Origin of the sequence: Flavobacterium sp. UBA6195 (assembly GCF_002422095.1) — a bacterium.
Classification (GTDB): domain Bacteria; phylum Bacteroidota; class Bacteroidia; order Flavobacteriales; family Flavobacteriaceae; genus Flavobacterium.
The window spans coordinates 1-19,749 of sequence record NZ_DITB01000125.1 but is presented as its reverse complement, the minus strand read 5'-3'; the positions used below and the strand labels follow the sequence as shown (position 1 = coordinate 19,749).

20 protein-coding genes are annotated in these 19,749 nt (G+C 30.8%); 8 read left to right on the top strand and 12 right to left on the bottom strand.

What is annotated here, in order from left to right; translation table 11 throughout:
• The first annotated feature begins 296 nt into the window (after window positions 1-296).
• The 3 genes from B4I81_RS11245 to B4I81_RS11235 all read left to right on the top strand — a co-directional run bounded on the left by B4I81_RS11245 (window position 297) and on the right by B4I81_RS11235 (window position 2,951).
• Window positions 297-1,238: an SPOR domain-containing protein gene (locus B4I81_RS11245; protein WP_291110691.1), complete on the top strand. Its 942-nt coding sequence runs from the start codon at window positions 297-299 to the stop codon at window positions 1,236-1,238.
• Window positions 1,239-1,336: 98 nt separating this feature from the next.
• Entirely contained in the window at window positions 1,337-1,849 is a 513-nt protein-coding gene (locus tag B4I81_RS11240) for an acyl-CoA thioesterase (RefSeq protein ID WP_291110689.1), read from the top strand.
• Window positions 1,850-1,898: 49 nt separating this feature from the next.
• Complete coding sequence (locus tag B4I81_RS11235; RefSeq protein ID WP_291110687.1) at window positions 1,899-2,951, top strand: ferredoxin--NADP reductase; 1,053 nt, start codon at window positions 1,899-1,901, stop codon at window positions 2,949-2,951.
• A gap of 21 nt (window positions 2,952-2,972) precedes the next feature.
• Here B4I81_RS11235 and B4I81_RS11230 read toward each other — a convergent pair whose 3' ends face one another.
• Both B4I81_RS11230 and B4I81_RS11225 read right to left on the bottom strand, forming a co-directional pair.
• Window positions 2,973-4,025, bottom strand: coding sequence for a glycosyltransferase family 9 protein (locus B4I81_RS11230; protein WP_291110685.1), 1,053 nt, complete (start codon window positions 4,023-4,025; stop codon window positions 2,973-2,975).
• Between the two features lie 11 nt (window positions 4,026-4,036).
• Window positions 4,037-4,642 (bottom strand): DUF4254 domain-containing protein, encoded by a 606-nt coding sequence (locus B4I81_RS11225; protein WP_194093615.1) that lies wholly within the window; start codon window positions 4,640-4,642, stop codon window positions 4,037-4,039.
• Between the two features lie 74 nt (window positions 4,643-4,716).
• On the opposite strand from B4I81_RS11225, the gene upp reads away from it, so the two are divergent.
• Window positions 4,717-5,370 carry a uracil phosphoribosyltransferase gene (gene upp, locus B4I81_RS11220; protein WP_291110682.1) on the top strand — a complete coding sequence of 218 codons (654 nt, stop codon included), beginning with the start codon at window positions 4,717-4,719 and terminating at the stop codon, window positions 5,368-5,370.
• On the opposite strand, the gene B4I81_RS11215 is transcribed toward upp, so the two are convergent.
• Window positions 5,365-6,294 (bottom strand): DUF6427 family protein, encoded by a 930-nt coding sequence (locus tag B4I81_RS11215; protein ID WP_291110680.1) that lies wholly within the window; start codon window positions 6,292-6,294, stop codon window positions 5,365-5,367. The genes upp and B4I81_RS11215 overlap by 6 nt on opposite strands.
• Window positions 6,295-6,340: 46 nt before the next feature.
• On the opposite strand from B4I81_RS11215, the gene B4I81_RS11210 reads away from it, so the two are divergent.
• Window positions 6,341-6,571: a DUF6341 family protein gene (locus B4I81_RS11210; protein WP_133609015.1), complete on the top strand. Its 231-nt coding sequence runs from the start codon at window positions 6,341-6,343 to the stop codon at window positions 6,569-6,571.
• Window positions 6,572-6,591: 20 nt separating this feature from the next.
• Here B4I81_RS11210 and purD read toward each other — a convergent pair whose 3' ends face one another.
• Entirely contained in the window at window positions 6,592-7,863 is a 1,272-nt protein-coding gene (gene purD, locus B4I81_RS11205; protein WP_291110678.1) for a phosphoribosylamine--glycine ligase, read from the bottom strand.
• A 105-nt stretch (window positions 7,864-7,968) separates the two neighbouring features.
• Between purD and B4I81_RS11200 the strand changes: the two genes are divergently transcribed.
• Window positions 7,969-9,279, top strand: coding sequence for a phenylacetate--CoA ligase family protein (locus B4I81_RS11200; protein ID WP_291110676.1), 1,311 nt, complete (start codon window positions 7,969-7,971; stop codon window positions 9,277-9,279).
• Window positions 9,280-9,418: 139 nt separating this feature from the next.
• On the opposite strand, the gene B4I81_RS11195 is transcribed toward B4I81_RS11200, so the two are convergent.
• The 5 genes from B4I81_RS11195 to B4I81_RS11175 are packed head-to-tail and all read right to left on the bottom strand — an operon-like array spanning window position 9,419 to window position 14,893.
• Window positions 9,419-10,171, bottom strand: coding sequence for a glycosyltransferase family 2 protein (locus B4I81_RS11195; RefSeq protein WP_291110674.1), 753 nt, complete (start codon window positions 10,169-10,171; stop codon window positions 9,419-9,421).
• Window positions 10,171-11,523 carry an exopolysaccharide biosynthesis polyprenyl glycosylphosphotransferase gene (locus tag B4I81_RS11190; protein ID WP_291110672.1) on the bottom strand — a complete coding sequence of 451 codons (1,353 nt, stop codon included), beginning with the start codon at window positions 11,521-11,523 and terminating at the stop codon, window positions 10,171-10,173. Before B4I81_RS11190 ends, B4I81_RS11195 begins: the two co-directional genes overlap by 1 nt.
• A gap of 2 nt (window positions 11,524-11,525) precedes the next feature.
• Window positions 11,526-12,509: a UDP-glucuronic acid decarboxylase family protein gene (locus B4I81_RS11185; RefSeq protein ID WP_291110670.1), complete on the bottom strand. Its 984-nt coding sequence runs from the start codon at window positions 12,507-12,509 to the stop codon at window positions 11,526-11,528.
• Between the two features lies 1 nt (window position 12,510).
• A complete protein-coding gene (locus B4I81_RS11180) occupies window positions 12,511-13,845 on the bottom strand; it encodes an O-antigen ligase family protein (protein ID WP_291110668.1) in 1,335 nt (444 codons plus the stop codon).
• Window positions 13,778-14,893, bottom strand: coding sequence for a DUF1972 domain-containing protein (locus tag B4I81_RS11175; protein WP_291110666.1), 1,116 nt, complete (start codon window positions 14,891-14,893; stop codon window positions 13,778-13,780). The genes B4I81_RS11180 and B4I81_RS11175 overlap by 68 nt, the downstream gene beginning before the upstream one ends.
• A 142-nt stretch (window positions 14,894-15,035) precedes the next feature.
• Between B4I81_RS11175 and B4I81_RS11170 the strand changes: the two genes are divergently transcribed.
• The gene (locus B4I81_RS11170) at window positions 15,036-15,812 is read left to right on the top strand and encodes a 2OG-Fe(II) oxygenase (RefSeq protein ID WP_291110664.1); all 777 of its coding nucleotides are present in this window, start codon (window positions 15,036-15,038) and stop codon (window positions 15,810-15,812) included.
• Here B4I81_RS11170 and B4I81_RS11165 read toward each other — a convergent pair whose 3' ends face one another.
• Window positions 15,813-16,922 (bottom strand): glycosyltransferase family 4 protein, encoded by a 1,110-nt coding sequence (locus B4I81_RS11165; RefSeq protein WP_291110662.1) that lies wholly within the window; start codon window positions 16,920-16,922, stop codon window positions 15,813-15,815.
• A gap of 69 nt (window positions 16,923-16,991) precedes the next feature.
• Here B4I81_RS11165 and wecB point away from each other — a divergent pair, with 69 nt between their 5' ends.
• Window positions 16,992-18,116 (top strand): non-hydrolyzing UDP-N-acetylglucosamine 2-epimerase, encoded by a 1,125-nt coding sequence (wecB, locus tag B4I81_RS11160; RefSeq protein ID WP_291110660.1) that lies wholly within the window; start codon window positions 16,992-16,994, stop codon window positions 18,114-18,116.
• Here wecB and B4I81_RS11155 read toward each other — a convergent pair.
• Both B4I81_RS11155 and B4I81_RS11150 read right to left on the bottom strand, forming a co-directional pair.
• Complete coding sequence (locus tag B4I81_RS11155) at window positions 18,091-19,326, bottom strand: hypothetical protein (protein ID WP_291110658.1); 1,236 nt, start codon at window positions 19,324-19,326, stop codon at window positions 18,091-18,093. The two genes, wecB and B4I81_RS11155, sit on opposite strands and share 26 nt — an antisense overlap.
• The coding region (locus B4I81_RS11150) for a hypothetical protein (protein ID WP_291110656.1) at window positions 19,316-19,749 on the bottom strand (434 nt) is incomplete at its 5' end. The genes B4I81_RS11150 and B4I81_RS11155, both read right to left, overlap by 11 nt.

The following is a 19,749-nucleotide window of genomic DNA, read 5'->3' as shown; positions in this document are numbered from 1 at the left end:
CCCGATAGTATTTTGCAACTTGGTTTTGTTTATCAATTATTACTATTTCAAAGATAAATAATGCATCTTATTAAATCTTAACAAAGATATGAGCCCTGATTGTAGTGGAAATCCTTTTTTTTGTTGCCTTCGAGAACCTCAGGCAACAAAAAAAAGATTGTAACGTAAAGCAGGAACATGGAAACCAAGAAAGCCCAAGCCATTCGCTTCCAATTATTTACAGTAAAAATCGCAATTGTTAATAATTTTTGTTGATAAAATTTTGATATTGCTATTGATTATCTAACTTTGTTGTTATGCTTATAGAAAAACATATATCTGACTTATTATATCGTTATCAGTGCGTTACTGTTCCTGGTTTTGGTGCGTTTTTAACCGAAACTGTGTCCGCTCACGTTACTGGAAGCGCAAGTTCGTTTTTTCCGCCTAAAAAAGTGGTTTCGTTTAATGCGAATGTAAAAAACAATGATGGTTTATTAGCAAATCATGTGGCATTACAAGAAAAAATGTCCTACGAATTAGCGGTAATCAAAATTGGTGATGTAGTGAACGAATGGACGTATTTGTTGCAAAACCGCAATCGTGTGGTGTTGAAAAACATTGGTGAGATTTCGGTAAATAATGAAATGAATTGGGTTTTTGAACCTGCGAATACGGTAAATTATTTAACGGATTCGTTTGGTTTGAGCAGTTTTGTTTCTCCTGAAATTACAAGAGAAGTTTTAAAGCAAGAAGTAGAAGCTTTAGAAGAAAAAGCGCCAATTATTTTTACTCCTGAAAGAAAGAAAGATTACTCGTATTTGAAATATGCTGCTATTTTTGTGGTGATGTTGGGCGCTGGTGGTTTTGGATATAAAACGTATTACGATCAACAAATTGAGACTAAAACTTTAGCGGTTCAGAAAAACGTACAAGAAAAAGTACAACAACAAATTCAAGAAGCGACTTTTGTAATTAGCGCTCCGGTTGAAGCGGTTGAATTAAGTGTAGCTGCTCCAGTTGAAGAAAAAATGCCTTATCATTTAGTGGCTGGCGCTTATAGAAGTGAAGAAAATGCTAACAAAGCGATTACTGAACTAAAAGCCGCTGGTTTTGAAAATGCTAAGATGCTTCCGATGAATAAACACAACTTATACCCTGTGATTTATGGAAGTTTCAAAAACTTAAACGAGGCTCAAACGGAAAGAAAAAACATTCAAAAATCGCACAATGCAGAGGCTTGGTTATTAATCGAATAAATTTTTAACACTTTGTATAAAAATTATTGAAATCCCAATTTTGGGATTTTTTTTTGCATTTTATTTTCAAATTCATCTTTATCTTTGCAAAAAAAACAATGCAACCAAAATTTCCTTCAGAATCGGTAACTACTTTAACCGACTTAGTGTTACCAGGTGAAACGAATCCATTGAACAATTTATTTGGTGGTGAATTGCTTGCTCGTATGGATAGAGCAGCGAGTATTACTGCTAGAAGACACTCACGTAGAATTTGTGTAACGGCATCGGTGAATCACGTGGCATTTAACAGAGCTATTCCGTTAGGAAGCGTAGTAACTGTTGAATCAAAAGTTTCCAGAACATTCAACACTTCAATGGAAATTTTTATTGATGTTTGGATTGAAGACAGAGAATCAGGAATTAAAAACAAAGCGAACGAAGCAATTTATACTTTTGTTGCCGTTGATGAAACGGGAAGACCAATTCCAGTTCCACCAATTGTGCCTGAAACCGATTTGGAAAAAGAACGATTTGCCGCGGCATTAAGAAGAAAACAACTAAGTTTAGTCTTAGCAGGAAAAATGAAACCAAGCGAAGCAACGGAATTAAAAGCGTTGTTTGTGGAATAAATTGAGAACCTTCGGGTTCTTTTTTTTATTTTTGTAAAAAATAAATCACATGTCATCATTTTATAAATTAAGCATTAAAGAAATCATCAAAGAAACGGCCGATGCGGTTTCGATTCTTTTTAATGTTCCCGACGAATTAAAATCGTATTATCAATTCGTTGCTGGACAATACGTAAACTTAAAAATCACGCTTGACGGACAAGAAATTAGAAGAGCGTATTCGATTTGTTCTTCTCCAAAAAGTGGCGAATTACGAATTGCTGTTAAAGCTATCCAAAATGGTTTCTTCTCCAAGTTTGCCAATGAAAAATTAGCGGTTGGGAATGTAATCGAAGTAGGAACTCCAGAAGGGAAATTCACTTTCGAACCTAAAGCAGAACGTCAAAAAAACTACGCAGCCTTTGTGGCGGGTAGTGGAATTACGCCTGTTTACTCAATTTTAAAATCAGTTTTAGAAGAAGAACCAAACAGTACTTTTGTGTTGGTTTACGGAAATAAATCGGAAAAAGACACCATTTTCCACAACCAATTACACGATTTGCAATTGCAATATGTGGGACGTTTGTTTGTGCAATACGTATATAGTCAATCAACGGCTGATAATGCTTTGTTTGGTCGAATTGATAAATCAACGGTGAATTTCATCTTGAAAAACAAACATGCTGAAATGGAATTTTCAAAATTCTATCTGTGCGGACCTGAAGAGATGATTAATTTGGTTTCGGATACATTGAAAGAAAATAACATTTCCGATTCAGATATTAAATTCGAATTGTTCTCTACTTCTTCAAGCGAAGGAGAAACCGTTGCAAGTGCTGATGGTCATACTAAAATTTCAATCCTTGTTGATGATGAAGAAACTACTTTCGAAATGAGTCAAAAACAAACCTTATTAGAAGCGGCGTTGAAACAAGGTTTAGATGTTCCGTATTCTTGTCAAGGTGGTATTTGCAGCAGTTGTATTTGTAGAATTACAGAAGGTGAAGCGGTCTTGAAAAAGAACCAAATTTTAACCGATGCCGAAATTGCTGAAGGATTAACATTGGCTTGTCAAGCGCATCCTACAACAGCTATGATTAAGATTGATTTTGATGATGTTTAATCAGTAAACAGTGTTCAGTATTTAGTGTTCAGTTGTATCTGTCAACTGCGACTGGATACTGAACACTACTTTTTTGGGCAAAATCGTTCGCATCACATCCTTATAACCTTCCACTTTTTTATTACCATAAATGGAAGTTGGTAATAATGGATATTGTGTTCTGTCCGAAGTCAAGCAAAAATCATCAGGTTGATTAAAAGGTTTGAAACCAGCATAAGGATGTGTGGCGCCCCAAAGTGTTATCACTTTTACGCCTAACATCGCTGCAATATGTGCATTTCCAGAATCCATGGAAAGCATGATATCTAAATTGGAAATCACGTCTAACTCTTGTTTGAATTTTAGTTTTCCAGCTAAAACGATTACGTTATCATGTTGGTCTTGCAATTGATTCAGTAACTGAATTTCTTTTTCTCCTCCACCAAATAAGAAGATTTTTTGATTTTTATTTTCAGCTAAACCATCAATTACTTCTTGCATTAAATCTAAAGGATACACTTTACTGTCGTATTGTGCAAAAGGCGCAATTCCAATCCAATTTTGATTTTTAGTTCCCGTAATTGAGATTATTTCCTGTGATAAAGTAGCTTTTTCAGGAAAATGCGGATTCGATAAATCAATTGAAAATCCAAGTTGCTTGAACGTTTCTACATGTCTGTAGACCATTGGCTTCACTGGAGCAAAAACTTTGTTGGTTAAGCTCGTTAATGTTTTCTTTTCGGCTCTTCCTTTATCGGTTGCAGCGACTTTTTTTCCACTTAAAGCGAATAAGGTTCGAATAACTTTTGAGCGAAGAACATTGTGTAAATCGGCAACAACATCAATATTCAATTTTCGTAAATCGGAAAATAATCGAAGTAAACCTAAGAATCCTTTATGTCGTTCTTTCAAATCCACACCATAGAAATTCACATTCGGAATTCCGTCAAAAAATGGTTGGAAAAAAGGTCGGGAAACTACTGTAATTTTTACTTCGGGATATTGCAAAACTAAGGCTCTCAACACAGGAACTGTCATTGCAACATCACCCATCGCTGAGAGCCTTATTACCAATATGTGTTTTGGTTTAGACATCAATTTGATGACTATTTTTTATTCTGATACAACACCGGATTCAACTCCTCGTCGTTGTACATTTTCATTTGTTTGTAGACTTTCATGTATTTGTCACCTGCTTCAATATCTTCAATTAACTGACTGATTGAAGTAAACATATCGTTCTTTTGGTCTAACAATACATTTAATTTTTCTTGACATTTTGCTCTGTGTTCAGCCGTTGCTTCTGCACGAGTTGCTTCTTCGTTCATGTGGTAAATTTTCAAAGCCAAAATCGATAAACGGTCAATTGCCCAAGCTGGACTTTCGGTGTTGATTTTTGCATTTGGTTTTACTTGAACATCTTTGTATTTATCCAAGAAATAACTGTCGATGTATTCCACCATATCCGTACGAACTTGGTTGGAAGCATCAATTTTACGTTTTAAATCTAAAGCTGCTACAGGATCAATATTTGGATCACGAACGATATCTTCATAATGCCATTGCACCGTGTCTACCCAGTTTTTTGCAAACAACAAATATTCAATAGTTCCTTTTTCATAAGGATTTACAACGGGTTGATACACATCGTCAATAATGTGATATGTTTTGATACTTTGTTCAAAAATGGGAAATGCAAATTCAGCAAACATAATTATAGCTTTAAAATTGTTACAAAAATAGCGATTTTTTGTACTTTTATCCTGAATTACAAAAAATAAAATCAATGCACATTCATTATATCTCCGAACAAAACAGTATTCTTAATCATTTTTTAGCGCAAATTCGCGATGTAAACATCCAAAAAGACAGTATGCGTTTTAGAAAAAATATTGAGCGTATTGGGGAAATAATGGCATACGAATTAAGTAAAACACTTGATTACAAAAACATTGATGTACAAACGCCACTTGGTATCAAACACACCACAACAATTGCTGAACCTGTAGTTTTATGTTCGATTCTTCGAGCTGGTTTAGCTTTACATCAAGGTTTTATGAACTTTTTTGACAATGCAGAAAACGGATTTGTTTCGGCTTATCGTCATCATTATGACAACGATGATAAATTTGAAATTTTGGTAGAATATCAAGCAGCACCATCTTTCGAAGGGAAAAATCTGATTTTAATTGACCCGATGTTAGCCACTGGACAATCCTTAATAGCCGTTTTAAATAAATTACATTTGGAACAAAAACCAAAAGAAATTCACATTGCAGTTGTTATCGCGACTCCAGAAGGAATTGAATACTTAGAGAAAAATGTTCCCGAAAATTGTCACCTATGGGTTGCTGCTTTAGATGAAAAACTAAACGAGCACAACTATATTGTTCCTGGTTTAGGCGATGCTGGCGATTTAGCTTACGGAATTAAATTATAATTGCATTAAAAAAAAGAAAATTCCAAGGGCTAATAAAGAATAAACTATAATTTCTTTTAGCCAATTATTTTCTATCTTTTCTATAAAATTGGCTCCAATTATAGCTAAAGGGCCGAAACAAAATGCTAAACAACCATTGTTCTTATTTGCAGAAAGTACGTAAATTCCAACTCCAAGAATAAAAGAAAACAAAATCGTTTTGTGAGAAGATTGCATATTCAATGCTTTATTTGGTAAATCGAATAAATGAGATACAAAAAAGAATAAACTTATCGAGGTAAATAAAGCTAAAGCAATTCGTTGAAAAATATTATCAAAATAGTAAAAATCAAAACTAATATACGTTTTACTCAAAAGTGTACTCATCAAAGTATTATCGAGAATACTATTAGCAAGGAAAAATAAAATGGTAACCGCTAATAATGCTATGAAAGGAATAATCCAATTTCGGTAATCTTTTGAAACGTGAAGAATTACAGCAATGAAAACTAAAATGATATAAAAAATACTCCAAAAGTGAAATAAAGCAGCCAAAAAAATCCAAAACGATGCATCAAAAATTTTTTCTTTTGTTTGTAATAAAGATTTCAAAGAAATTAATCTTCTTAAAGCCAAAAGCAATAAGAAATTAGAAATAATGATGTTTTTATTCTGGAAAATAGACGAAAAAAACAGAAGAAAAATAAAAAACAACAATAAAGCATAATTGTTTGTTTTGGTTAATCCGTTCTTTAGTGTGATGAAATTTATAATGAATAATGAAGCAAAAAGAAGTAAGTATAAACCAAACTCTTCAGCATAGTAAACCCAATGAGCATTAGGTTGTGCCAACGCTATTATCTTTACAGAAAAGAAAAAAAGCGATAAAATACCTACTACTAAATAATTAAATGGTCTTGTTTTACTAAAAATGCTTGCTAACATCCGAATATTTTATATTTTTGTGGTGTAAATATAATACTTTATCAAAATGAAATCATTTTTTGAAGGAATACAATCACTTTTCGTAGATTTTTTATTCTTACCAATGGATTGGTTAAGAGAACTAGAATTAACTAATTGGTGGACTGCAAATATCTTAAACTGGATTTTTATTATTATATGTTGTGGTGCAATGACATATTGGATTAAGCAATTGAACATCTTCAAAGCTAACAATGAAGATGAGCAAGATACAACTGCACACTCATTTTTAAAATAATCTTAAGATATTAGCAAGGATTATAAATCCTTACCAATATCGTTTCTAAAATACATCTTATCAAATTGTAGTTTTGCTATACTTTGATAAGATTTTTTTATGGCTTCCTGAAAGTCATTTCCGTACGAAGTTACTGCAATAACACGACCTCCGTTAGTCACTACTTTTCCATTTTCTAATTTTGTTCCTGCATGAAATGGAATTGAATCGGTGATGTTTTCTAAACCGAAAATCTCTTTTCCTTTTTCATAATCTTCTGGATATCCGCCTGAAACCACCATGATAGTTGTAGCGGCTCTCTCATCAATTTCCAAAGTTATTTTATCTAGTTCTTGATTGCCAATCGCTTCAAAAATTTCAACTAGATCACTTTTTAATCTTGGCATTACTACTTCTGTTTCTGGGTCACCCATTCGAACGTTATATTCGATAACCATAGGTTCGCCTTTCACGTTGATTAATCCGATAAAAACAAAGCCTTTGTATTCAATTCGGTCTTTTTGTAAACCGGCGATAGTAGGTTTTACAATTCGAGTTTCAATTTTTTCTAATAAAACTGCATCAGCAAATGGAACTGGAGATACTGCTCCCATTCCGCCTGTGTTTAATCCAGTATCGCCTTCTCCGATTCGTTTGTAATCTTTTGCTGTTGGTAATACTTTATATGATTTTCCATCAGTTAAAACGAAACAACTTAATTCGATTCCGTCTAAAAATTCTTCGATAACTACTTTTGAACTTGCTTGTCCAAACTTAGCACCCACCAACATATTTCGTAATTCAGCTTTTGCTTCTTCTAAATCCGATAATATTAAAACTCCTTTTCCAGCAGCTAATCCATCTGCTTTTAAAACGTATGGCGCTTCTAAAGTTTCTAAAAACTGGCAACCTTGTTCAACGGTTTCTTTTGTGAAACTTTCGTAACGAGCGGTTGGAATGTTGTGTTTTACTAAAAATTCTTTCGCAAATTCTTTACTTCCTTCTAATTGTGCTCCCACTTTTGAAGGTCCAATTACTGGAATATGGTTAATTTCAGCATCATTTTTGAAGAAATCATAAATTCCTAACACCAATGGATCTTCTGGACCAACCACTACCATTTCTACTTTTTCTTCTAAAACAAAAGCTTTAACGGCATCAAAATTATTTGGGTTTACATCCACATTTTTTGCTATCGATGCTGTTCCTGCATTTCCAGGCGCAACAAAAAGAGAAGAACATTTTGAAGATTGAAGCATTTTCCAAGCCAGTGCGTGTTCGCGACCGCCAGAACCAAGTAGTAAAATAGTCATTTTGTGTGTTGTTATGTTGTTTGGCAAAAGTACTATTTCTTAAGAAAAAAGAAAAAAGAAGAAAGATTATTTTCAGATTTATTACTTTTGGATAAATTCCAACGAATGTTCAACTTGTTTCATCTTTCTTTAAAATTAAGCGGTTTTCCAATAGCGAAAGCTCAAGCTGATTTTGAGAAAATTCTACAAATTTCAGAAGCAGATTATCCCGATTATCTCGAAGCTAAAAAGCGAGAAATTGTAGAATTTCATTTAAAAAATAATGCTTTTTATCAAAATTTAGTTGGAAAAGACTTCTTTAAAAACTGGAATGATTTACCCGTTCTAACCAAAAAAGATTTACAAAAACCTTTAAAAGACCGACTTTCAAAAGGTTATTCAGAAAAATCTGTTTTCGTTAATAAAACATCGGGTTCGAGTGGCGATCCATTTGTTTTTGCCAAGGACAAAGAAGCACATGCTATAACTTGGGCTTCGATTATTCATCGTTTTGGTTGGTATGGCGTTGATTTTAATTCGTCGTATCAAGCGCGATTTTATGGGATTCCGTTGGATTTAATTGGGTACAGGAAAGAACGTTTAAAAGATTTTTTAAGTAAACGATATCGTTTTCCGATTTTTGATTTATCGGATGCAATTTTAGATGGTGTTTTGGAACATTTTAAGACGAAAAAGTTTGATTACATCAATGGTTATACGAGTTCGATTGTGCTTTTTGGAAAATATTTACAAGCACGAAATATTATTTTAACTGATGTATGTCCGTCGTTGAAAGTTTGTATGGTGACTTCGGAAATGTTGTTTGAAGAAGACAAAATCTTGCTTGAAAAACATTTGGGAATTCCCGTTGTAAATGAATATGGTGCTTCGGAATTGGATTTAATTGCGTTTCAAAATCCAAATGATGAATGGCAAGTGAACTCGGAAACCTTATTTGTGGAGATTTTAGATGAAAATAATCAACCCGTTCCGTATGGAAAAGAAGGAAAAGTGGTAATTACTTCGTTGTATAATAAAGCGCATCCTTTTATTCGATATGAAATTGGCGATGTTGGAATTTTAGATGAAAAAAGCACGTTGAAAAAACCCATTCTGAAAAAATTAATTGGGAGAACTAGTGATGTAGCACTTTTACCTAGTGGAAAAAAATCGCCTGGATTAACCTTTTACTATGTGACCAAAAGTATTATTGAAGACGATGGAAACGTAAAAGAATTTATTGTTCGTCAAACAAAGTTAGATAGTTTTGAAATTGATTATGTGAGTTCTGTAGAATTGACTTCGAAACAAATTCAAGAAATTGAAAAAGCAATTGCAAAATATTTAGAACCCGGATTGCGTTTTACTTATAACCGAAAAGAAGTTTTAGAACGAACGAAACGAGGAAAATTGAAGCAGTTTCAATCGATGATTTGAATCGGTTACACAGAGTTTCGCTAAGTTAAACACAAAGTTTCACAAAGTATTTTTGACTATTAAACCAAAATTTGAGAATCTGCGGTAAAACTTTGTGTTCTTTGAGCCTTCCTTGTGTTCTTTGTGGTAAAAACAGGAATTAACTCCTATACTTCATAAAACCGCGATACATCCAATGCAACATATAATAGCTGGATTCGAAAACATTCAATTTTTCAACTTCTCTATAAAATTGCCATTGGTATTTAATTAAATCCGATTTTTTTCTGGAAAGTGAATTTTCTCTGATTCTATAAATCGCTTGCGTTTTTTGGATTCCATGTGCGAATGGAATTACTTTTAAATAATTCAACCACAATCCCATATCTTGACGTTTTCGGATGAGTGGCATGTACTTTTTGCCTAACTTTTTAATATCAACAAAAGCCGTCAAACAACTTATAGAATTGGATTTTAAAATGTCAGAATACGAAACTTTATTGGGAACAATAAAATCAGAATAGACAAATTCTAATTGTTCATTGGCTCTTTTGTAAGACGAAAACACGAATGGAATTCCGGTTTCTTGAATGGTTTTGATATTGTTTTCGATGAATGTTGGAAACCAAATGTCATCGGCATCAATAAACGTCATATAATCTCCAGATGCTTTTTCAATTCCAGTATTTCGAGCTACTGCTGGTCCTGAATTTTGACTTAACTTATGAAATTGAATGCGATTATCCTTTTGGATTATGGATAAAACAACATTTTCTGTTTCATCAGACGAACCATCATCTACAATAATCATTTCCCAATTTTGGTAGGTTTGATTTTGCACTGATTGAATGGTTTCAGCAATAAATTTTGCAGAATTGTAAGATGGTGTAATTATAGAAACTAAAGCAGTCATTAGTAAGCTTTTTTCTCTCCTTTAATTGCATTAATTACAGTAGCAAAAATTATCTTAATATCGAGTAACAATGACCAATTTTCAAGATAAAAAATATCATATTTCACCCTGTTAATAATATCTTTTTCTGTTTCAACTTCTCCTCTAAAACCATTGGTTTGTGCTAAACCAGTTATTCCTGGTTTAATAAAATGTCTCACCATAAATTTATCTACACTTTTAGCATACATTTCCGTATGGCTTACCATGTGAGGTCTTGGTCCTACAACTGACATATCGCCTAGTAAAACATTGAAAAATTGCGGAAGTTCATCTACACTAGTCTTTCTAATTAATTTTCCAATTCTGGTAATTCTAGGGTCATTTTTTTGTACTTGTTCTAAATCTGCAATAGGATTCAAATACATAGATCGAAATTTATAACAATAAAACTCTTCATAATTTAATCCATTTCTTTTTTGTTTAAAAAAAACAGGGCCTTTTGATTCCATTTTAATTAACAAAGCAATTATTGGGGTCAACCAAGACAAAATAAATATTATGATAGATAAAGAAAAAAGAACGTCAAAAAAACGTTTTAATCGCTTATTTACTTCTTTGTCTAAAGGTATTGTTCTTAAAGAAATTATAGGTATATAATCATAATATTCTACCGCTAAATTTCTTAAAAAAGTATTTTTATTATCAGGAAGAAATTTTACCGTCTTTAAATTATTGTCGGCAAAGAAAATTAAATCATTAATCTCTTTATTAGAAAGGGTGTTAATTGATGCGTATATTTCATCAATTCTATTTTCTATTACATATTGATTGCTATTAATTAACTCTGTTTTTTTATTTTCTTTTAAATCAAATATATAGCATAAATTATAGCCATAATCAGGATTGTTTGTGAAAAAATCTTTTAATTCATCAACGCTTTTTCCATGACCAATTATTATAACATTTCTATAATTGCCACCATATAAAAGCCTATATTTTTTTAACAAAATAAAAATAGAAAATTTAACTAGACCCACTAATGAGAAGGAACAAAAAATATAATAACCTACTTCATCAGTGGTTACATATTTGTATTTGTAACCCACATAAGCAAATGTAATTAAGCTTATGAAGAAAAATTGCTTTAAGAGTTTACCAAAAATCTCTATTCCCTTTGTAAAACGATATACCTCATAAAATCCGGAATAATAAGAAATTACTAACCAAAAAACAGAAAGAATAGTATGATAGCCAAAATTACTCATGGCCGATCTCATACATAATAATACTAAAAGATTTACAATTAATAAATCTAAAAATATTAGTATAGGTCTAATGTAAACCGAATATCTTCCTGCCTTGTTTTTCAACCCTAGTAAATATATTTAGTAAAATCTTTATGTTCTTCTTTTAATAATTCTTCTGAGGAAAGGGTTTTAAAATAGTCATACGTTATTTTCATCCCTTCTGATCTAGATACCTTAGGCTCCCAACCTAAAATTTCTTTAGCTTTTGTTATGTCTGGTTGTCTTTGTAATGGATCATTAACAGGTAAAGGGTGATACACTACTTTTTGACCTGTACCTGTTAATTTGATGATTTCATCTGCAAAATCTTTGATGGTAATTTCATCAGGATTTCCAATATTAACTGGTAAATGATAATCTGAATGTAATAATCTGAAAATTCCTTCTACCTGGTCATCAACATAACAAAACGAACGGGTTTGACTTCCATCACCAAAAATGGTTAAATCTTCACCTCGAAGCGCTTGTCCTATAAATGCGGGAATTACTCGACCATCATTCAATCGCATTCTTGGTCCATAGGTATTAAAAATACGAACAATTCTAGTTTCTACACCATGAAATGTGTGATATGCCATTGTTATTGATTCTTGAAAACGTTTAGCCTCATCATATACTCCTCTTGGACCAATAGTATTTACATTACCATAATATTCTTCCGTTTGAGGGTGAACTAAAGGATCACCGTAAACTTCTGAAGTGGATGCTATTAAGATTCTTGCTTTTTTTACCCGAGCTAATCCTAATAAGTTATGTGTTCCTAAAGATCCAACTTTTAAAGTTTGAATTGGAATTTTTAAGTAATCTATTGGACTTGCTGGTGATGCAAAATGCAAAATGTAATCCAATTTCCCTGGAACATGAACAAACTTTGTGATGTCATGATGATAAAACTCAAAATTTTTATCTTTAAAAAGATGTTCAATATTTTTCAAATCACCTGTAATTAGGTTGTCCATACCTATTACAAAATAACCTTCCTTTATAAATCTATCGCATAGATGTGACCCAAGAAATCCAGCCGCACCTGTTATAAGTATTCTTCTCATTTTAATTTTTCTTAACTGAGGGGTTATTTATAAAATTAAACAAACAATAAAAAGTGGTAAAAAACACAACACCTCTTTGTCTCCATAAAAATGATTCTGTCAAAAATAAGCTTAACATTAAGATTGCAAAAGCAATATGCATAAAATCTTTAGAATTAAATGCTTTTTTTGTATTAATAATCAAAATAATTAATAGTAATACAAAACCTATTGCACCTAACTCTGCAAAATTTTGTACATATTGATTATGAAAATTAAATGTTCCATAACCTGGATATAAATTATATTGCTTTTCTTTTTCTAATAACTTATTTAGTGAAGCATTTAGTCCAAATCCTTTCCAAAATATAGGTTCTTCATCTAAAAAATCTTTAAACATTCTAAATTGATATACCCGAAATGAAGTACCTGGAAAAAAATCATTATGTGTAAATTTTTTATTATTCCAAGCTTCGTAAATACTTATATTATTAACGCCTACTTCGTTATTCACTTTTACATTATGTGATATACTTTTTTCTGTATTACTTGTAAACTCAATTAAAAAACGTTCTTTTATTTTTCCGAAAGAAAGAATAATTCCTAGTAATATTAAAATTAAAGTTAAATTTCTTAATCGCAAACGATTAGCCATTTTAGAGTAGAAAAAAATTTGAATTAGAATTAACAAAACAAATACTAATATAATATTTTTAGATGCCAATAAAAGAACAAAAACAAATAAAAGTAAACTAGCTAATCGCTCTATTTTATTCTTGTGCTCTTTTATGAAAAAATAAAAAAAAGCAATTGCCACATATACAGAAACATGAATTGCATTTAATAACCTTGGAACTAATCCTGTGTCTGTTTCGTTATCGGGTCCGTGATAGAAAAAAACACTCGTTTCTTTAGTTAAAATAAATCTTAGTACTGCTCTTATTAAAAAAAACAGTACAAAAAACAACATTGTATAACTGTAATATTTAATTAATTTATCCCTTTGTTCTTTTGTAAAAGAAGGTATTAATAAAAATGCAATAGGTACAAGTAATAATGCTATTTCCTTAGGTATTGCAGATAATGTTCTTTCTTTATCTACAGACCATAAATAGGAAAAACACATCCACAAAAATAATAACATTGGCAGTAAATAAGCCCAAGAAAAAATCATTTTGTTTCTCCTAATATAGAAAAAGGATGAAATAACAAATACTCCTAATAAAATATTATTTATAGCCATTGAAAATGGCACAGTTATTAACAATAGTAAAAAAGGAATAAACGCATTATGTTGTTTGTTTTCCTCTAGAAGTTCCCTCCAAGCACTGCTTAAAAAGTTGTAAATATTGTTCATTTATTTGTTCCCATTTAAAACTCGTAGCTATTTCTAAATAATTATTTTCTACGAATTGCAAGTTATCACTTTTTTTGACAGTATTTAAGATTTTTTTAACCTCATCTGATGTTGAAAAGTAAAACGCATTTTCTCTGAGAATCCCTTTGTTAAACAAATTGTTGTGGGAAGCAATCAAAGCTTTAGAAGCCATAGCTTCTAACAATGACGGATTAGTGCCTCCAACAGTGTGCCCGTGGAAATAAATATTAGAATAATAACGCAAACTATTAAGATGATCTAAGTTGTAAATTGCCCCACAAAAACGAATGTTAGAAAAAGATTCGAATTTGTTTTTTAAATAAACTCCATATTTAGTGTTGTGGTTTCCAATTACTAAAACTGGCATCTTGTTTTCTGATAAGGTAACTCCATCAAGAACCATTTCTATATTGTTTTCTGGTTCAAAACGCGCCATGATCATATTGAAGTTTTCTTTTTCAACATTATAAAGTTTCAAAATTTCACTATTTGGGTTATCAAAATTATAAGCTCCATAAGCTATGTAGTAACTTTCTTTTTGATATTTTTCCCATAAATATTTTTGAATTCCTAATGAATCCGCTATTAAAAAATCACTTTTTTTAACCGCTAACCGTTCTGCAAAAAGAAGTACTTTTTGTACAAGTTTAGAATATTTAGTTCGTTTCCATTCTAAACCATCCATATTTGTAATTACAATAGACTTCTTAGGATGTAAAAAATACCAAACCGAACTACTGGTATAACCTAATTGAAGAATAATATCAAAATTCCTTTCTCGAGCGTCTAAAATACAATTTAAATCATACACAAACTGGCCCACCGTTCCTATTTTATTCTCTGGATCATAACAATGTATTATGTGAACACTTTTGAATTTTTTTTCTTTGTAAGGATGCGTATAGGAATTATATACACTAACATCATGACCTTGATCTGCTGCATATGTAGCAAAAAATTCAGCGAATTGTTCAAAACCACCATAATGGTTAGGGATTCCACGGGTTCCTAAAATTCCAATTTTCATTTTGTTATTTTTAACAAAAACAAAAATAAGTGTTCTCTTCTGTATATTCTAGATTTGTAATGTTTTTTTTTGCTTTATGACAAATGTCATTCTTGATATCTCATTAAATTTGTTATTTTTGCTATTATACAATAGTAATGCTATGATAAATTTTGAGTTTTTAGAAAATAACCAAGAATCACTTAGAATAAAATATTTAACCGCTCAACCTTTTCCACATCTAATAATTGATGGGTTTTGCGATGAAGAAAAATTAAACAAAGCTTACGCTTCAATTCCAGAATTAGAAAACAAAAGTAGAGATTATGCTTTTGCAAATAATAAATTTGAGAAATCAAATTACAAAGTTTTATCTCCTGAATTAGAAGAACTTTATAATGACTTGTCTTCAGAGCGTTTCAATAAAATATTATCATTCATTACAGTTAAGAAGGTTTTTGTTGATCCAAAAAACCACGGCGGTGGTTTACATCAAGGAAAGAAAAATAGCTTTTTAGACATGCATCTTGATTTTAACTATCATCCTATCAATAAAAATTGGTATAGAGAATTAAACCTATTGCTTTATTTAAATAAGGATTGGAAACCTGAATACAAAGGAGGTCTTAAAATTAGAGATTTAAGAACTAATGAAGAAGCAGAATTAGATGTTCCCTTCAACAGATTAATCATTCAACAATGCGCACCGTATACACTTCATGGATATGATATGACTAACTTCCCTGAAGGAAATTACAGAACATCCATTGCTACATATGCGTATCAAATTCATAATAGACATTTAGAAACACCCCGTACTACCGATTGGTTTCCAAAAGAAGATGCTTCATTCTTTAAAAAACAATTAGCAAAAAACTACAATTTTTTAGTACAAACTAAAAATAAATTGTTTGGTAGTGGTACCGCTAAAAATCAGTAGTTATAAATTACCTAAAGCCTTATTATAGCCGCGAAGAGTAATTTCTGCGGCTTTTTCCCAAGTGTAATTCATTAAAATTTTATTTCGCAATTCTTCTTTGAAAGGAGATGAATACGCTTTATCTATTGCTTCTTTGATTGTACTTACATCATCGGGCTCACAATAAAAGGCAAAATCCTCAAAATATTCTTCTGTGTCTCCTTTTTTTGTTACAACAATATTACAGCCCATTGCTGCTGCTTCCAAAGAAGATAATCCAGGGGTTTCCATCCAGCTAACTAAAGCATGAACTTTGGCAACTCGATACAATTCTTTTAATTCTTCATGTGGTATTGCACCTAAAAAAACAACATTTTTACCCGCTTCGGCATGAACTTGCTCCACATAACTTTTTTGGTTTTTCGATTCATTACCAACTAATACTAAAGTGTAATCTGTATCTTTTACTGCTCTTATTAGATTTAGGGTTGATTTTCTCCCCTCAATTCGTGCAGCACATACAATACAGTCTTTGTATTGCTCAAATATATTAGTATTTTTAATAGAGGAACTATCAAAAATATTTTTATCAATTGAATTAGGTACAGCTTCAAACTTATAATTCTTTAATTTAAATTCTGACGCTACCCTATTCATCTCAGAAATTGAATTTGGTAAAAAAACATCGACACTTTTCGTGATGTCTTTCATTAAACCATAATATCCTCTGAACATCATTCTAATAACACCTTTATGAAATCTATTTTCGTGATAATGTCTTATGGCGTTTTTTAAATACCCTATTTGATAGGGTGATAAAAAGTTTGCAACTTTTTGAGCAAATCCTCCTCTTGCTTTTTGCTCATATTCTGTATACAAACCATAAATAGTAGATAAAACAATTTTTTTGTTTTGTTTTTTTGCATTAACACACTGTAAATAAATATCTTGAGGATCCATTAAGTTAAACAAATGAACAATGTCATAATCCTTTAAATCGGGTTCAAATTCTAATGAAATATCAACTGAAATTCCTAATTTTTCGAGATATTCTTTTGTTTTTTCTATTTGGATTAAGTCTCCTCCAGGAGCACTATAAAGATTCGTTCTTGTTTGAAATAAGACTTTCATTTAATAATGATTAAAGCTTTACAAATATAGATATTATTATTAGTTTTACGTTTTTAAATCATCATCTTAATGAAGAAAATTCTATTCCTTTTTGGTACTCGTCCAGAGGCAATCAAAATGGCTCCTTTAGTTAAAACTTTCTGTTTGGATTTTAATTTTACAGTTAAAGTTGGCGTAACGGCTCAGCACAGAGAAATGCTAGATCAAGTATTGGATTTTTTTAAAATTGATGTAGATTATGATTTAAACATTATGAAGCCTAATCAAAGCTTACATGAATTAACTTCGGGTTTAATTTTAAAAATTACCGAAGATATTTTAAACAAAGAAGATTTTGATTATGTATTTGTACAGGGAGATACAACTACAGTATTAGCAGGCGCTTTAGCCTCGTTTTACAAAAAAATCAAAGTTATTCATATAGAGGCTGGACTTAGAAGTCATGATATCTATTCCCCTTTCCCCGAAGAAATGAATAGAATTTTAACTTCTAAAATTGCTCATATTCACTTTTGTCCTACACAAACAGCTGCTGATAATTTAGATAGAGAAGATCTTAAAAATAATGTTTTTGTAGTGGGAAACACTGTGATTGATGCATTATTATTAGGACTAGATGAAATTAAAAATTCATCCGAAAGTAATTTAATTAATAAATATTCTAACATTGATTTCAATAAAAAAATTATACTCGTAACTTGTCATAGACGAGAAAATTTTGGAAAACCATTTGAAGAAATTTGTGATGCTTTACTTGAAATTTCAGATTCGTTTAAAGAAACAATACAAATTGTTTATCCTGTTCATTTGAATCCGAATATTATGAAAATTGCTCACGAAAAGTTAACTAGAGACAACATTAAATTAATTTCTCCATTAGATTATCCTGATTTGATTTGGATGATGAATCATTCTAATCTTATTTTAACCGATTCTGGTGGAATTCAAGAAGAAGCTCCGAGTTTAGGAAAACCCGTTTTAGTCTTAAGAGAAATAACGGAAAGAATGGAAGGTGTTGAAGCAGGAACAGCAATTCTTGTGGGTTCAAATAAAGAAAAAATAGTGGCGGAAACTTCTATGTTATTATTAGATGATTCTTATTATTCAAAAATATCTAAAGCCGTAAACCCTTATGGAGATGGAACCACAAGTGAAAAAATAAAAGAAATTATTTTAGCAAATGACTGTTATTAGCCTTTATCAAATATTCTCTCATGGCTAAAATTAATCCTACAATTATAGATTTGTTATCCAGCTTAAAATAAACTCCCATAAAAACCCAAGTTGATAATACCAAAAATACACTTGTTCCTATTAATAACATATTCAAATGGTTAATTAATGGATTTTCGTCCCTTTTTTGTTTATAAAGTAAATATAAAAAAACCATTAGCAACAGCAAGCCTAGTAATCCTGATTTCATAAAAATAGTCATAAAGCCATTATGAGCTACTGAAATATATTGAATTATGGAACCATCTGTTGTTTTAATTTTTTGTCCAATATTTAATGTAGAACCTATTCCTTTACCAAAAAACACTGCTCTTAACCCATCTGCTGTAACTTGTTTTACAGTGATAATATTTTCAAAAGATCTGTAATTATCATTAAAATCTTTCCAGTCATCTTTGTTAATCTTGGTTTTAAACGCTTCTTCTGGTGCAATTTTAATTTTATACATGAGTGCTTCAATCCCTTTTCCATTTCGTTTAGGATTTGCATAATAAATGGCTCCATAACTCAATAAAAAACTGAAAACAACAAGGGTTAGAACTTTTAACGACTTTTGGGTTAACACAAAATATCCTTTTATGCCAAGCACTAAAATAGCTAATTGTAAAAAATTAGTTCTTGCTAAATACATAAAGATTGAAAAACCAATTACAATCAAAAAAAATGTTTTCCTTTTTTTATCTATTTCAATATTAAATTTATTACTAAACAAAAGTACAACAAACACATATACTTCATAATCACTAAAAAAACCCGCTTCAGCTCTTATCAAATTCATATCTACACTATGAAACTTTAGAAAAGCAAATAATATTAACAATATATGGATGGTAGACAAAACCAAACCAGCCTTTATAAAAATATCAAAACTTTTACTTTTAAATTTATCAAATATTTGATAGCCAACTAATAATCCTAAAATAGGCTTTAACAGATAGGTAAAGTCTTTAACCATCGAAAAAGCTTGGTATTTATAGAATAAACTTGAAATTGAAGCAATAAGAAGAATTCCAAAAAATAATAGAATAAAGTTAAATATCGTTATAGAATATTTCTTCCTTGTAGTTAATAAAACAGTTGTTAACCAAATTAAGAATGTTACTTCATAATTTGGGAAAAATGAAGAAACGATACATAGTATATATAAAAAACTATAAAGGTTAATTTTCATTGCTTGCTATCTTTTTAAAGGCACCCTGATAATAAAAATAAACAAATAATATTTCCGATAAAAAAATGGAAGCTATAATTCCAGATAAATTGTAAAAATAAGAAAACAATAAAATTGTTATCAAATTTATTACCGTTACAAAAAATGTGATTTTAAAATATAATTTGTTATTATGTAAACCAAACATTAATTGTTCAAATGATAGGGAAAATACCATAGCAACAGGTACAATTAATATCATTTGAAATAAAACCTGTAAGTCTTTTATCAAATTGCTTTCGACTCTAAAAAAGACCAAAACTTTATCGCTAAGAAAAAACAAAAGTAAAGATGAGATAAAAACGCCAGAAAATAAAATTAGGACATACTTTTTCCAATACTGTAAAGCGTGCTTTTTGTCCTCATTTAACCTAAAACACAATT

Bases quoted from the DNA above. Each gene is read 5' to 3' on its own strand.
- B4I81_RS11195 (WP_291110674.1), bottom strand. From the start codon at position 10,171: ATGACTGCTTTAGTTTCTATAATTACACCATCTTACAATTCTGCAAAA.
- B4I81_RS11180 (WP_291110668.1), bottom strand. From the start codon at position 13,845: ATGAACAATATTTACAACTTTTTAAGCAGTGCTTGGAGGGAACTTCTA.
- B4I81_RS11170 (WP_291110664.1), top strand. From the start codon at position 15,036: ATGATAAATTTTGAGTTTTTAGAAAATAACCAAGAATCACTTAGAATA.
- B4I81_RS11200 (WP_291110676.1), top strand. From the start codon at position 7,969: ATGTTCAACTTGTTTCATCTTTCTTTAAAATTAAGCGGTTTTCCAATA.
- wecB (WP_291110660.1), top strand. From the start codon at position 16,992: ATGAAGAAAATTCTATTCCTTTTTGGTACTCGTCCAGAGGCAATCAAA.
- B4I81_RS11245 (WP_291110691.1), top strand. From the start codon at position 297: ATGCTTATAGAAAAACATATATCTGACTTATTATATCGTTATCAGTGC.
- B4I81_RS11185 (WP_291110670.1), bottom strand. From the start codon at position 12,509: ATGAGAAGAATACTTATAACAGGTGCGGCTGGATTTCTTGGGTCACAT.
- B4I81_RS11240 (WP_291110689.1), top strand. From the start codon at position 1,337: ATGCAACCAAAATTTCCTTCAGAATCGGTAACTACTTTAACCGACTTA.
- B4I81_RS11175 (WP_291110666.1), bottom strand. From the start codon at position 14,893: ATGAAAATTGGAATTTTAGGAACCCGTGGAATCCCTAACCATTATGGT.
- B4I81_RS11210 (WP_133609015.1), top strand. From the start codon at position 6,341: ATGAAATCATTTTTTGAAGGAATACAATCACTTTTCGTAGATTTTTTA.
- purD (WP_291110678.1), bottom strand. From the start codon at position 7,863: ATGACTATTTTACTACTTGGTTCTGGCGGTCGCGAACACGCACTGGCT.
- B4I81_RS11230 (WP_291110685.1), bottom strand. From the start codon at position 4,025: ATGTCTAAACCAAAACACATATTGGTAATAAGGCTCTCAGCGATGGGT.
- upp (WP_291110682.1), top strand. From the start codon at position 4,717: ATGCACATTCATTATATCTCCGAACAAAACAGTATTCTTAATCATTTT.
- B4I81_RS11215 (WP_291110680.1), bottom strand. From the start codon at position 6,294: ATGTTAGCAAGCATTTTTAGTAAAACAAGACCATTTAATTATTTAGTA.
- B4I81_RS11155 (WP_291110658.1), bottom strand. From the start codon at position 19,326: ATGAAAATTAACCTTTATAGTTTTTTATATATACTATGTATCGTTTCT.
- B4I81_RS11165 (WP_291110662.1), bottom strand. From the start codon at position 16,922: ATGAAAGTCTTATTTCAAACAAGAACGAATCTTTATAGTGCTCCTGGA.
- B4I81_RS11225 (WP_194093615.1), bottom strand. From the start codon at position 4,642: ATGTTTGCTGAATTTGCATTTCCCATTTTTGAACAAAGTATCAAAACA.
- B4I81_RS11235 (WP_291110687.1), top strand. From the start codon at position 1,899: ATGTCATCATTTTATAAATTAAGCATTAAAGAAATCATCAAAGAAACG.